The organism is Pontivivens insulae (assembly GCF_900302495.1).
Taxonomy (GTDB): Bacteria; Pseudomonadota; Alphaproteobacteria; order Rhodobacterales; family Rhodobacteraceae; genus Pontivivens; species Pontivivens insulae.
Genome location: NZ_OMKW01000003.1, coordinates 23,529 through 37,523, shown reverse-complemented (window position 1 = coordinate 37,523; position 13,995 = coordinate 23,529). Strand labels below are relative to the sequence as shown.

Here is a 13,995-nt window from a genome sequence, read left to right as displayed (position 1 = left end):
ATATAGCGGGGGCCGAGGGCAAGGACCAGAGCCTATGGTGCGGCAGGTCCCCAACGCAGGCGGGTGAGTGCGATCGCTGCTGCAATAGCACTGAGGGCGGCGGTAACCCATACAATGCCAGCCAATCCGGCGTTGCTTGCAGCAAGATTTGCGCCTGCTTCGCCAAAGGCCCCCTGCGTACCGCCTGCGTTCACGAAGAGTGTGGCGCCAACACCGCCCATCGCAGCCACAGCGATCAGCCCTGCCACGCGGCTGATCGCATTGTTAACGCCAGATGCAGCGCCACTGTCCTGATCTTCCACAGCGCCCATGACCGCAGCGGAAAGGGGCGCCACAATCAGCGCCATCCCAAAGCCCATCAGTCCCATGGATGGAAGCACGTGGCCCCAGAACTGCATCCAATCCAGACCTAGGGCGAGGCTGGCATAGGCGCACGCGACACAAAAACATCCAAGTCCGATGGGCGGAGCTGTTCCAATTCGGTCGGCGAGCGCGCCAACTGGTCCTGATAGCGGAGCGATGAAGAGTGTCAGTGGAACGAACAGCAACGTGACCTGCCATTCCGGGATTTCCCAAACCGCGATCAGGATCATTGGGACGTAGAACATGGTCGCGGCGAGGGCAAAATAGACCGCGAACGTCACCAGATTGGCTGCTCCAAATCCCGGCATCGCAAAGAGATGGAGTGGCATCATGGGGTGGGGTGCACGTGTTTCCCACCAGATGAATGCCAGCAGGATGGCGAGCCCGCCGCCCGCCCAGAGTGCGATGTGCGCGAACGTCGCGCCGCCGCCATGCTCACCCCCTGCACCGGTGAAGCCCCATGCGACCGCACCAAGCGCCAGCGTTGCCAGAATCGCGCCCGGCCAATCCAGCCTGCCGCCTGCGCGCGGCGTGTCACGCGGCACTCGGGTGATCAGCATCCAAAGGCATAGTGCGCCCAATGGCAGGTTGATGAAGAAGATCACGCGCCAGATGCTCGCATCGCCGATGCTCAGAAGGATGCCTCCGATGATCGGACCGGCCGCTGTCGTGATGGCAGAGGCTGCCGCCCAAATTCCGATCGCCTTGCCGCGTTCCGCCCGTGGGTAGCTTTTGGAAATCAGGGCGAGACTGCCGGGCACCATAATGGCCGCACCTATCCCCTGAAGACCGCGCGCTATGATCAGACTGTCTGCACCGGGAGCAACAGCGCAGAGCAGCGATGCGGCGACAAACAAGCCTATTCCCCAGATGAACACCCGAACGACGCCAAACCGGTCGCCCGCAGCGCCTCCGACGAGGATCAGCGCGGAGAGCGCCAGCATATAAGCATTGTTGATCCACTGGACCTCGACCAGGCTGGCTGAGAGGTCCGTTCGGATCGCCGGGATGGCGATGGACACGACAGAGCCGTCAATGAACCCCATTGCGCTCGCCAGAATGGCGCTGAACAAGACGAACTTACGGCGAGGTGCTGGGCAGAACGTCTGGTCAGAGGGCATATTTCACCTTCGGGTAGGATCGCGGCTTAAATGCGCCTGAAATCCAGAGTGCGCGGAAAGGCTGGATGCACGCCCAGATATTTCGGCGCAGTCAGATTTTGGGAATGACCACCAGCCTCGAAGCGGGCAATGCGGCGCCCTTCGGCCTCCAACGCGTTGATCGGACGGGTTTCGTGGGCACGACCCCCCGGATGGTGCACGTGATAGGTACAGCCCCCAACAGAACGACCTGCGACCGCATCCCACATATCGAACACCAGCGGCCCATGGGCTGGAATGGTCGGGTGCAGCGCGCTCCACGGTTGCCAGGAGCGGAAGCGGACGCCTGCCACCTGTACACCATCCTCAACCTGCTCCATCGGCAGCGCATAGCCGTTGCAGGTCAGGGTGTAGCGCGGGTCCGCATCGGTGACTTTGACCTGAAGCCGCTCGACGGAGCTGTCGACAAAACGTGCCGTGCCGCCGCCAGTGCTTTCCTCACCCAGGACATTCCAGGGTTCGATGGCGGAGCGTAGTTCGAGGGTTTGCCCTTCGATCCGGGTCACGCCCGCGATGGGAAAACGGAAGTCGATCTGTGCCGCAAACCAGGCGGGATCAAAGAATTGGCCGTGCGCTTGGGAAAGATCTTCAAGCACTTTGTGGAAATCCGCCGCGCAATGGTGCGGCAATAGGAACCTATCATGCAGATGGGTCCCCCATGGTTTCAAAGGTTGCTTGTAGGGCGTCTCCCAGAACCAGGCGAGCAATGCGCGAATAATCAGGGCCTGTGCCGATGCCATCCGCTGATGAGGCGGCATTTCGAAGCCCCGAAACTCTACAAGGCCCAGCCGCCCCGTCGGTCCGTCCGGGGAGAAGAGCTTATCAATGCAGATCTCGGCCCGGTGGGTGTTGCCGGTAAGGTCGGTGAGGAGGTGGCGGAAAATCCTGTCTACCAGCCATGGGGGCACATGCTGCCCGGCCCGTTCGACCTCCTTAAGGGCAATCTCCATCTCGTAAAGGCTGTCGTGACGCGCTTCATCCAGACGTGGTGCCTGCGAGGTCGGCCCGATGAACATGCCGGAGAACAGATAACTGAGCGACGGATGCCGCTGCCAGTACCGCACCACTGATCCGAGCAGATCGGGCCTGCGCAGGAATGGACTGTCAGAAGGCGATGCGCCGCCCACAACGATATGATTTCCGCCACCTGATCCGGTCGGTCGTCCATCGACCATGAAGGAAGACGCATCGAGACCAATGGCCCGTGCCTCTTCATAGAGCGTGTCGAACACGGCGGTTTGCGTGTCCCAGTCGGTGGTGGGGTGTATGTTGATCTCGATCACGCCGGGATCGGGTGTGACACCGATCATGTTGACCCGCGGGTCTCGGGGTGGCTCGTACCCTTCGATATGGACAGGTTGTTCCAGCGCCTCTGCGGCTTCCTCAACCGCAGTGATCAGGTCGATATATTCATCTGCCGACCCGGTTGGCGGCAGGAAGACACAGATTTTTCCGTCGCGCGGCTCAACGGTCAGAGCCGTGCGAACCGGTTGGTCATTTTCGGTGAACCAGACATGGGCGGCCATCCAATCATCCGACGGCTCTTCTGATGCCGCGCTCACAGCCCGCCCGCCCGCTGTTTGCGGAAGCGGTCCGGGCCGGGCCATAGGATCGCGCTGGAAGGGCGTCTGCATGACACGTTGAGCCTTGTCGATATGCTCTAACGCACCAAGGGGCAGACGGAACCCCGCCGGGCTGTCGCCGGGGGCGAGGAACAGCTTGCCACGCCGGGTTTTCCACTTCTCGGAGCGCCAGCGGAAGCGCCGGCGGTCGCCTGCTTGCGCCAATTGCAGCGGCAGCACGTAGGCTGTTGGCTTGTTCAAGCCACGCTCGAACACTTTGGCAAGGCGCTGTCGTTCCTGCGGATCGTCGAGCTTGTTCTCAACTGCCGTCACGTTGTCGGGCAGGTCTTGTTCTCGCATTGCGAAGGCGACGGGATCTTCGAATGTTGGTGCGGCGAGGTCTTGTTCCACCTCTAAAGTGTCACAGAGGGTCGACATGAAGGCTTCGGCGTCTTCGATGGAGGCCCCTTGCGCGCCTTCTTTCGCGACCAGCGCTTCGTTTTTCCACAGCGGTGCACCATCACCCCGCCAATAGAGCGAGAAGGCCCAGCGGGGGAGCTGCTCACCCGGATACCATTTGCCCTGACCGTAGTGCAGCATACCGCCCGGAGCGAAGCGGTCGCGGAAACGGCGGATCAGCTCATCGGCCTTTGCCCGCTTGGTCGGACCGACCGCCCCTGTCGTCCATTCATCTGCGTCGCGGTCGTAAGCGCTGACAAAGGTGGGCTCACCTCCCATCGTCAGACGCATATCCGCGGCCTTCATCTTCGCATCTACAGCCTGACCCGCGCGATTGAGCGCGGCCCATTGCGGATCTGCGATCGGGGCGGTGACGCGTGGGGGTTCTTCAATCCGGTCGACGCGCATGTCAAAGTCAAAGTCGACCTCGGCTTTCTCCAGACTGCCAGAGATGGGTGCGGCAGAAGAGGGCAGCGGCGTGCAGGCCAGCGGGATATGGCCTTCTCCCGCAAAGAGGCCAGAGGTCGGATCTAGGCCAACCCAGCCAGCCCCGGGCAGATAAACCTCACACCATGCGTGCAGATCGGTGAAATCCTCTTCCGGTCCACTTGGGCCATCAATCGCCTTTTGATCCGATTTGAGCTGGACGAGGTAGCCAGAGACAAATCGCGCCGCGTACCCGAACTCACGCAGCATGTTGACCAGCAGCCAGGCGCTGTCCCGGCAGGACCCCAGCGCTTTCACGATTGTGGTCTTGGGATCCTGAACTCCCGGCTCCATCCGGACGGTATAGTCGATGGTTTCCTGAACGTATTGGTTGAGCGCGACCAGCCAATCATTGGTGGCCATGTCCACGGGTTGTGGGGCGGCTTCAAGATAGCGGTGGAACGTCTTGGTTTGGCGTGGCTGGCGCCGGAAGATCGACAATTCCTTGCGCAAAGTTGCGGGATAGGTGAACGGCACATCGCTGGCGTATTCTTCGAGGAAGAAGTCGAACGGGTTGATCGCGATCATGTCCGCGATGACCTGCACCTCTACCGTGAATTCACGTGTCTTTTCGGGGAAAACGAGCCGGGCCTGCCAATTGGAAAACGCGTCCTGCTGCCAGTTCAGAAAGTGATCTTCCGGAGTGATCTTCAAGCTGTAGCTCAGCACCGGCGTTCTGGCGTGCGGTGCGGGTCGAAGCCGGACCACATGCGGGTTGAGCTGGATCGGCCGGTCATAGCGATAGCTCGTCCGGTGGGTCAGTGCGATCTTGATGCTCATTTTTTCTCCAATTCTGCCCAATGGGCAGTTTTTTCGGCAATTGCCCTTCACATTTGGACAAAATGTATCAGTCTTGAAACCCAATGCTGACGCAACCGACGGAAAAATCCACCGGAAAGGGTATCATGTTCAACGAAATGTATGATGGCGACGAGGTGCGACCAGAATATCGCATCGTCGCTGACTGGCTTGCGGCGAACGGACCTGATGCTCTGAATGAAAAACGCGAAGAAGCCGAGGCGCTGTTCAAGCGGATTGGAATCACCTTTGCCGTTTATGGCGAGGGGGGCGATCCAGAGCGCCTGATCCCCTTCGACATGGTGCCCCGCATCTTCGGGGCGGATGAGTGGGAGCGGATAGAGGCCGGATCAATCCAGCGCACGCGCGCGCTCAACGCTTTTCTGACAGACGTCTACAATGATCGGGAAATCATCAAGGCCGGCATCGTTCCTGCCGAAATGGTCGATCAGAACGAGGCCTATGAGCCCGTAATGAAGGGCTTCACACCGCCCGGGGGCATATTCTCTCACATTTGCGGCGTTGATCTTGTGCGGACCGCGCCGGATGAGGCCTTCGTGCTTGAAGATAATTGCCGTACGCCCTCCGGCATCTCTTACGTTCTTGAGAACCGGGAGGTGATGAGCCGCATGTTCCCGGAGTTGTTCCGGTCGGGCCGGGTCCGCCCCGTCGATCACTATGGGGATATGCTGGCCGAGGCGATGGCCAGTGTCGCGCCACCTATGTGCGAAGATGAGCCGACAATGGCGATCATGACGCCGGGCCATTTCAACTCTGCCTACTACGAACACACGTTCCTCGCCGACCTTATGGGTGTCGAACTCGTCGAGGGGCAGGATTTGTTTGTTGAGGGCGATCGGCTCTACATGCGGACGGTGTACGGGCCGAAGCGGATCGACGTGCTTTATCGCCGCATTGATGATGCTTTCCTCGATCCCAAGGTCTTCAATCCGGAATCCATGCTGGGGGTGCCGGGGATCATTGATGCCTACAAGGCGGGTGGCGTCACGATTGTGAATGCGCCGGGGTCGGGCGTGGCGGATGACAAGGCGATTTATACCTATGTGCCCGAGATGGTGGAATTCTATCTGGGCGAGAAAGCGATCCTGCCAAATGTGCCCACCTGGCGCTGCGGTCGGGAGGATGAGCTGAAATATGTCCTTGAAAATCTGGGTGATCTGGTCGCCAAGGAAGTTCACGGATCGGGCGGCTATGGGATGTTGATCGGTCCGAAAGCCACCGCGCAGGAGATTGAGGATTATCGCAAGCGGATCGAGGCTGATCCGGCAGGTTTCATCGCGCAGCCCACGCTTGCCCTGTCAACATCGCCCGTTCTTGTGGAGCAGGGGCTGGCGCCGCGGCACGTCGATTTGCGGCCCTTTGTGATTTCGGGGACCGAGACCAGGCTGATCCCGGGCGGGTTGACCCGTGTTGCGCTGAAGGAGGGATCGCTCGTCGTGAACTCCTCTCAGGGTGGTGGGGTAAAGGACACCTGGGTCCTGAATGCGGGGGGCGTGTAAGATGCTGAGTAGAACCGCAAATGGCCTGTTCTGGATGTCGCGCTATATCGAACGCGCTGGAAATATCGCCCGTCTTCTGGATGCAGGTCGCAGGATGGACTCCATCCCGAACTCGGATCAGGGGCGCGCGTCGGAATGGGAAAGCATCGTCATCGCAAGCGGCTGTCGGGAGACATTTCCGCATGACCTGCAATCCGCGACAATGGAGCAGGTGGCCGAACACCTGATCTTCGATCCCGAGAATCCATCGTCGATCCACTGCTGCCTTAAAGCCGCGCGGGAAAATGCCCGTGCCATGCGTATCGCGATCACGCGTGAGGTCTGGGACGTGCTGAATGGTGCATGGTCCGAAATGAAGCGAAAAGACATGCGCATGGTAACCGGTGGCAAGCTTGCGGCCTTTCTGGAGTGGGTGAAGGAGCAGGGCTTTCTGTTTACCGGAGCAGTCGAGGCCTCAATGCTTCGCGATTGCGGCTACAGTTTCATCCAGTTGGGACAGAACATTGAGCGGGCCGATGCGACCGCCCGTCTTGTCGATGTGAAGTTCCACGTCTTGCTGCCCTCGGCACAGGATGTGGGCGGCGGTCTCGACCACATGCAATGGGTGCAGTTGCTGCGGGCGGCCAATTCCCTGCGGGCCTTCCGATGGACCTATCGTGAGACCGTGACGCCTCAGGCTGTTGTCCACTTCCTCGTCCTCAATGCAGCAAGCCCGCGTTCACTTATGTGTTGCTATCAGCAGATTGTGGCGAGCTTGCATGATATTGGTGGTCAGACGGCACTTCAGGATGACGCGCGGCGTCAGGCGGAGCACCTGGGAACACAACTGGAAAACGCCACGGTTGAGACGATCATCGCCCATGGCTTGCACGAATGGCTCACCATGATGATCGAGCAAACCAATGCGCTGGGCATGCAAATTGGCGACGCTTACGGCTTTAACGGTCCTGAACCGATGATGCAGGAAATGCAGGCCCAGTAACACGCGCCCGTTTTCCATGCGCCACAACGTTGGGCTGCGTTGTCCGTTCTGCAGCGGAACTGTGCGGGACCGCGCGGAGTTCGTGATCTGCGCAAATTGGCCTTGCGATCTCGACGAAAAACACATCAGGTCCAGCCAAGCCTGAAATGGAGCTTTTGCTGTGACTTACTGCGTCGCCCTGAAATTGAATGAGGGCATTATCTGCCTGTCGGACACCCGCACAAATGCGGGCATCGACTCAATCTCTAAATACAAGAAGATGTTTACGTGGCAGGCACCGGGCGATCGGGTCATCACATTGATGACGGCGGGCAACCTTGCGATCACACAGGCCGTTGTAAGTCTACTCGAAGAGAACATCGAACATCCCGAGGATGGAATCGAAACGTTGTTCACCGCGCCGACGATGTTCCGCGTGGCAGAGATCGTCGGTGATGCAATGCGCATCGTGATGGGTCGTTATGGTCCCGGATTGACCGCCGCGGGTGAAAGCTCGGCAAGCTCAATCGTTGTGGCGGGGCAGCGGGCGGGCGGTGATATGCGCCTGTTCATGGTCTATTCCGCGGGCAACTTTATCGAGGCGACCGCAGACACGCCGTATTTCCAGATTGGGGAGCATAAATACGGCAAGCCGATCCTAGACCGGGTGATCGATCCTTCGACCCCACTTCAGATGGGGCTGACGGCATGCTTCCTGTCGATGGATTCCACCCTGCGCTCTAACCTGTCTGTGGGCATGCCGCTCGATCTTGCAGTGATGCGCACGGATGATGTGAGCTTCGATCAACTGCGACGCATCGAAGAGGGGGACGAGAATTTCGCGGCCCTTTCGGATGCATGGTCTGCCGCCCTGCGGCGGTCCTTTGACGAGATGGTGCAGATCCCGGTTTAGGCGGTTTCGCCCAAAAGCTCGAACACGGCGCGGGCCATTGCCTGCGCATCCGGGGCTCCAACCGTGACCTCGAGGATGCCCAGATTGGGTTCGCGTGTCATGGCAGCCGCGAGGGCCTGCGACCCAGGGATCTGACAGGTCTCGGGCAGCGCCCGAACAATATTGCAGGCATCCATCAGCGCGGTGATGCGCTGAGGAAGATTCGTCAGCGAACAATCCAGCGCTGTAGCGGCTGCACGAAGCTCAGCCGTGTCCTGCGTGACCAGCCAGGGCAACGTGGCCTCAAACGCCAGCGCTGTCGCGAGGCCATGGTGGACTGGGCCAAAACTTGCCATCGCATGGCTGATATTGTGAGCAATGGCGCAGTTGCAGTTGTCGATGGCAATTCCGGCGTGGAAAGATCCGAGCATCAGTGCGCCGCGCGCCTCGATATCCGTCGGCGTTGCGACAGCTTGTGGAAGCGCGCGGGCAACCAATTGCAGCGCGTGATGACCATGTAGCTGTCCGCCGGGATTTGTACGACGATTTGTCGAGGCCTCGAAGGCATGGACCAGCGCGTCCATCCCTGTCCATGCCGTCAGCGCGGGCGGCAGGCTGACCGTCAATTCGGGATCCAGCACGATAAGATCGGGTTTTGTGACGTGCCCCCAGATCCAGCGCTTATTCCCGTCCGGATCGCTGAGTATGTTGGTGGCAGAGCTCTCCGATCCAGTTCCCGCTGTCGTTGGGATCATGATTGCCAGTCGTGGACGGCGGGCTGCCAATGGCTTGCCTCCAACCGCGTAGTCGAGGGCGTCCGCATCTGGCGCAGCGATTGAGGCTGCCGACTTCGCGATATCTAGAGCTGATCCGCCCCCTATGCCGATCACCAGATCGACCGAATCCGCGCGGCGGGCGGCCGCTGTGACGTGGGTTGTCTTGGGCTCTCCACTGAACTCGGTGAACAGGTCAACGTCGAGCCCCTCGGCTTTGAGCCCCGCGGTCAGTGGATCCAGCAATCCGGCATCGGCCAAAAACGGATCGGCGATTATGAGTGCGGTACGTGCTCCGAGCGTTTTTGCCCGCGACGGCACTTCGACCAGACGTCCGGGCCCGAACAGCGCAGGGGGAACAAAGCCCATATCGTAACTCATATCGCGCTCCTGCTTATGACATCAGAACATTGCAGTGTGGCGCAGGGACGATAAACTCCACAAATTCTTCGGCTTAATCATACGTTTTTCTCATGCAATTCCGACCCTCCCTTCCCAAGTCACTGGATGCGCTTCGCGTGTTTGAGGCGGCGGCACGGCATGGCAGCTTCTCAGACGCAGCACGCGAACTGCTTGTGACACAGGCTGCCGTGTCCAGGCGCATACAGGCGCTTGAGCATGATCTGGGCATGGCGCTGTTCGAGCGCGCTGGTCGTCGTGTGTCGCTGACGGGGGCAGGGCGGCGGCTCTCGCTTCAGGTGGGGGCGGCGCTGGATTACCTTGAGGCAGACCTTTCTGAGCTGCGCGGTGTAACGAGGGCTGCTCCGGTCAGTATAGCCGCCAGTGTTTCGGTGTCTCATCTCTGGTTGGCGCCGCGTCTGCGCAGCTTTGCGCAAGAAGAGGGCGCAGGGCCGGTTCATGTGCTGAGCACGGACAGTCTGGCGGAGGTGGCGCACACCAACAACGACCTTACGATTATCTACTCGCAGGGCGAGCATCCCGATTGGGTGCTGACACCATTGTTTGAAGAGCGATTGATCCCCGTGGCAGCTCCAACACTGGCTAGGCCAGATCGAGAAGCAATGACACTTGAGGACATCGCACGCCTGCCATTGCTCGACTACCGTCAGGTTCGGCCGCAGTGGATTACGCTTTCTGCCTGGCTTCGCCGGGCAGGGCTTCGGGATGTGCCGCAAATGCAGCGTGTCTTCACGAGCTATGTCTTGGCGGTTGAGGCCGCTTTGGCGGGAGAGGGTGTGTTACTGGGATCTTTGGATCTTTTGCAGCCGCAGATCCGCGCGGGTCATTTGGTGCCGCTCGGCTTGCGCATAGAGACGTCCGGTTTCGGGTACTATCTGGGCTACCGGCGGGAAGGTGTCACGTCACCGGCGGCTCAGCATCTCCATCGTTGGCTGCTTGCGCCGCACTAGACGCGGCAACCGGGCGCGGGCGCAGTTTCTTGCAGCGGGACCGACACACCGCTATCTCATGCCCAACATGAAAGTCGGAGGCGCCGCATGGCCACCAAACCCCGTTCGATCTTTGAAGATGTCAGCCAGCAGGAGGCTGCAACCCCGGCGCGCGCGAAGCCCGGCGCCGCTGAGCGGGCATCGGCCGCAGCGCGCAGCGCGATTGCAGCCTGGCTAAAGATCCTCTTTGCACTTGTCGTTGTTATGATCGCTGTTGGTGGATTGACCCGGCTGACCGATAGCGGGCTGTCCATCACGGAGTGGGACTTGGTGACGGGGGCGGTGCCGCCACTGAACGCGGAACAATGGCAGGCGGAATTCGAACTCTACCGTCAAATTCCCGAGTACCAGTTGCAGAACCGGGGAATGAGCCTGGAGGAATTCAAGTTCATCTATTGGTGGGAATGGGGTCACAGGCAGCTTGGACGGTTTATTGGCCTCGTCTGGGCGATAGGTTTCGTCTGGTTCGCCCTTCGCCGTCAGATCCCAGCCGGTTGGACACCCCGTTTGCTGGGTCTGGGTGCGCTCGGCGGTCTTCAGGGGGCCATCGGCTGGTGGATGGTGTCGAGCGGTCTTGAGGGCACAATGCTGGATGTTGCCTCTTACCGACTTGCCACGCATCTGGGGCTGGCCTTTGTGATACTCGGCCTCATCGCATGGTATGTCATGCGCCTTGGGCGCAGCGAGGTTGATCTGCTGCAAGCGCGCCGCGTGCGCGAACATGGCCTTGCCCGGCTTGGCGCGATCATGATTGCTTTGGTGTTCCTGCAAATTCTGATGGGAGCTTTGGTTGCCGGTATCGATGCTGGACGCTCGTTCACGGATTGGCCGCTGATGGCCGGGCAGATCATTCCTGACAACTCCTTTGTTATGGAGCCTTTCCTTTCGAACTTTTTCGAGAACGCAGGATTGGTTCAGTTCAACCACCGCATCCTTGCCTATATCGTGCTGATATTTGGTGTCGTGCTGTGGTTGCGCGCGCGCAAGTCTGCGCTGGGCCGGGTTCGGCTGGCCCATGGCTGGATGATGCTGGCATTGGCAGTTCAGGTCGTGCTCGGCATCATCACGGTGCTCTATGCAGCGCCGTGGCAACTGGCCATCGCGCATCAGTTCGTCGCTGTGCTGCTATGGGTGGCCGTCATCCGGGCGCGGTTTTCAAGCGCATATCCTCAGGCTCAAAGCGTGCGAGAAGTTTAAGGGTTTTTCCACCCCGGCTCACGTTTTTCGAGGAAGGCTGCAATGCCTTCCTCGGTATCGCGATCCGCCATGTTCAGTGCCATCACTTCACCGGTCAGGGCATAGGCCTGATCCAAGGGTAGGTCGATCTGATCGTAAAATGCGCGCTTTCCAACTCGGACCGCGCTGGAGAGTTTGGCGGCGACGGTGTCGGCGAGTTCTCTGGTTGCATCGGTCAGTTGGTCAGCTGGTACAGACCTGTTGATCAAGCCAAGCTCGACCGCCCGGCCTGCGTCGATGAACTGACCGGTTGTCAGCATTTCAAAGGCCTGCTTGCGCGGAATGTTCCGGCTGAGGGCAACCATCGGGGTCGAACAGAACAAGCCAATATTCACGCCGTTCACACCGAACTTTGTTCCATCTGCTGCAAGTGCCATATCGCAGGATGCGACGAGTTGGCACCCTGCTGCTGTTGCGATGCCGTGGACTTGGGCAATCACAGGTTGGGGAAGGCGCGAGATGGTGGTCATCATGCGCGCACAGCGATCAAACAGGTCCCGAAAAGCCGCCGCTCCGCCGTCTTCGCTTTGCCGCGCGGCTGTCATTTCTCTCAGGTCATGACCTGCGCAAAATGCCTTGCCGGCGCCTTTGAGAATGATCGCGCGAATGCTGCGGTCTTCCTGCAAACTGTCGAATTCCGACTGCAGCGCTGCGAGCATTGCATCGCTGAGCGGATTGAGCTTTTCAGGATGATTGAGCGTCAGGGTCGCGACGCCACGTTCATCTTCGCGGATCAATATCGACATGCGGCCGGTCCTTTGTCAGTCTCGCGATCAACACTGCACGGGAGGGCGCATGGAACTCAAGATGGATGTGGAAGAGGTCTCCGGCTTTCTCGCCAAAGTCTTTCCACAGATTGATGGCGCCTTTCAGGTTGAGGAGATGCGACCGATGGGAGCGCGGGTGCGGATGCTTATTGGTGAGCATAACTTACGGCCCGGTGGTACAGTGTCGGGGCCGTCCATGTTTACCGCTGTGGACTGTGCCTTTTATGTTGGTGTTTTGGGTATGATCGGTCCCGAGGCGCTGACTGTCACCACGAACTGCTCCATAGATTTTATGCGCAAACCTTTGCCCGGAGATCTGATCGCTGAAGTCACGATCCATAAGCTTGGTCGTGTGCTCGCGGTTGGGGACGTGTTGCTTTACTCGGACGGCATGGATGCACCGGTCGCGCGCGCATCGCTGACCTATTCTATCCCTCCAAAACAGGCGTCATAGATGAGGTATTATAATACCTTAATTCTAAGCTGCTGTTATAATGTGGTAAATTGGGATGAAATGCGATTGAAGTGGTCGTAATTATCCGTATAACCACGCCATCCACCCGAGCGCCCTGCGTTTTGGGGGCAACGGTAACCGATATACGGATTGCAAGAGATGAAAACCTACTCTGCCAAACCGGCCGATATCGAGAAGAGCTGGATCCTGATCGACGCTGAAGGCGTTGTTCTGGGCCGTCTTGCCTCTCTCGTGGCCATGCGTCTGCGCGGCAAGCACAAGGCGTCTTTCACACCGCACATGGACATGGGTGACAATGTCATCATCATCAATGCGGACAAGGTTCAGTTGACCGGCAACAAGCGCGCGGACAAGACCTATTACTGGCACACCGGCCATCCGGGCGGCATCAAGTCCCGCACGGCTGAGCAGCTGCTCGAGGGTCAGTTCCCTGAGCGTGTTGTGACCAAAGCAGTGCAGCGCATGCTGCCCGGCGGTCCGCTGTCCCGCCAGCAGATGACAAACCTTCGCGTCTATGCTGGTGCCGAGCACCCACATGAAGCACAGAACCCGACTGTTTTGGATGTGAAGTCCATGAACAAGAAAAACACCCGGAGCGCATGAAGATGGCTGATGAAATCAAATCGCTCGACGGCCTGAAAGACGCCGTCGCCGGTGAGACCACCGCGCTGGGTCTGGACGCATCCGAGCAGGACGCGATCACCGAATCCGCAACCCCGAAAGAGCCTGTGCGTGATGAGCATGGCCGCTCCTACGCGACGGGTAAGCGTAAAGACGCGATCGCACGCGTCTGGGTGAAGCCGGGCAAAGGCAACGTCGTCGTCAACGGCAAGCCGATGAACGAGTATTTCGCGCGCCCCGTGCTGCAAATGCTGCTGGGTCAGCCTTTCTCCGTTGCGGGCGTCGAAGGTGAGTTTGACGTGATGGCAACTGTCAAAGGCGGTGGTCTCTCAGGTCAGGCCGGTGCTGTGCGCCACGGTGTCTCCAAGGCGCTGTCGCTTTACGAGCCGTCCCTGCGCCCCGCGCTGAAAGCGGCAGGCTTCCTGACACGTGACAGCCGTGTTGTTGAGCGTAAGAAATACGGTAAGCGCAAGGCACGCCGGAGCTTCCAGTTCTCCAAGCGCTGATCGCAGT

The 13,995-nt window shown here is 59.6% G+C and carries 12 protein-coding genes; 8 read left to right on the top strand and 4 right to left on the bottom strand.

Annotation, left to right across the window (positions count from 1 at the left end; translation table 11 throughout):
* Positions 1–32 precede the first annotated feature (32 nt).
* A complete protein-coding gene (locus POI8812_RS10645; RefSeq protein WP_108782588.1) occupies positions 33–1,484 on the bottom strand; it encodes an MFS transporter in 1,452 nt (483 codons plus the stop codon).
* Between the two features lie 26 nt (positions 1,485–1,510).
* A complete protein-coding gene (locus POI8812_RS10640; protein WP_108782587.1) occupies positions 1,511–4,810 on the bottom strand; it encodes a transglutaminase family protein in 3,300 nt (1,099 codons plus the stop codon).
* A gap of 125 nt (positions 4,811–4,935) precedes the next feature.
* Between POI8812_RS10640 and POI8812_RS10635 the strand changes: the two genes are divergently transcribed.
* The 3 genes from POI8812_RS10635 to POI8812_RS10625 all read left to right on the top strand — a co-directional run bounded on the left by POI8812_RS10635 (position 4,936) and on the right by POI8812_RS10625 (position 8,222).
* Positions 4,936–6,348, top strand: a complete 1,413-nt coding sequence (locus POI8812_RS10635; RefSeq protein ID WP_108783202.1) for a circularly permuted type 2 ATP-grasp protein — start codon at positions 4,936–4,938, stop codon at positions 6,346–6,348.
* Between the two features lies 1 nt (position 6,349).
* Complete coding sequence (locus tag POI8812_RS10630; protein ID WP_162844890.1) at positions 6,350–7,330, top strand: alpha-E domain-containing protein; 981 nt, start codon at positions 6,350–6,352, stop codon at positions 7,328–7,330.
* 160 nt (positions 7,331–7,490) lie between these two features.
* Positions 7,491–8,222 carry a proteasome-type protease gene (locus POI8812_RS10625; protein WP_108782585.1) on the top strand — a complete coding sequence of 244 codons (732 nt, stop codon included), beginning with the start codon at positions 7,491–7,493 and terminating at the stop codon, positions 8,220–8,222.
* Here POI8812_RS10625 and POI8812_RS10620 read toward each other — a convergent pair.
* Entirely contained in the window at positions 8,219–9,355 is a 1,137-nt protein-coding gene (locus tag POI8812_RS10620) for an iron-containing alcohol dehydrogenase (protein ID WP_108782584.1), read from the bottom strand. The two genes, POI8812_RS10625 and POI8812_RS10620, sit on opposite strands and share 4 nt — an antisense overlap.
* Positions 9,356–9,447: 92 nt before the next feature.
* Here POI8812_RS10620 and POI8812_RS10615 point away from each other — a divergent pair, with 92 nt between their 5' ends.
* Together POI8812_RS10615 and ctaA are read left to right on the top strand one after the other, a co-directional pair.
* A complete protein-coding gene (locus tag POI8812_RS10615) occupies positions 9,448–10,344 on the top strand; it encodes a LysR substrate-binding domain-containing protein (protein ID WP_108782583.1) in 897 nt (298 codons plus the stop codon).
* Between the two features lie 87 nt (positions 10,345–10,431).
* Positions 10,432–11,580, top strand: coding sequence for a heme A synthase (gene ctaA, locus POI8812_RS10610; RefSeq protein WP_108782582.1), 1,149 nt, complete (start codon positions 10,432–10,434; stop codon positions 11,578–11,580).
* Here the strand turns inward: ctaA and POI8812_RS10605 are convergent.
* Entirely contained in the window at positions 11,577–12,365 is a 789-nt protein-coding gene (locus POI8812_RS10605) for an enoyl-CoA hydratase (RefSeq protein WP_108782581.1), read from the bottom strand. The two genes, ctaA and POI8812_RS10605, sit on opposite strands and share 4 nt — an antisense overlap.
* Before the next feature lie 49 nt (positions 12,366–12,414).
* On the opposite strand from POI8812_RS10605, the gene POI8812_RS10600 reads away from it, so the two are divergent.
* From POI8812_RS10600 to rpsI, 3 genes are all read left to right on the top strand, one after another.
* Positions 12,415–12,840 (top strand): PaaI family thioesterase, encoded by a 426-nt coding sequence (locus tag POI8812_RS10600; RefSeq protein ID WP_108782580.1) that lies wholly within the window; start codon positions 12,415–12,417, stop codon positions 12,838–12,840.
* Between the two features lie 159 nt (positions 12,841–12,999).
* Positions 13,000–13,464: a 50S ribosomal protein L13 gene (rplM, locus tag POI8812_RS10595; RefSeq protein WP_108782579.1), complete on the top strand. Its 465-nt coding sequence runs from the start codon at positions 13,000–13,002 to the stop codon at positions 13,462–13,464.
* A 2-nt stretch (positions 13,465–13,466) separates the two neighbouring features.
* Positions 13,467–13,988 (top strand): 30S ribosomal protein S9, encoded by a 522-nt coding sequence (gene rpsI / locus POI8812_RS10590; protein WP_108782578.1) that lies wholly within the window; start codon positions 13,467–13,469, stop codon positions 13,986–13,988.
* Positions 13,989–13,995 lie beyond the last annotated feature (7 nt).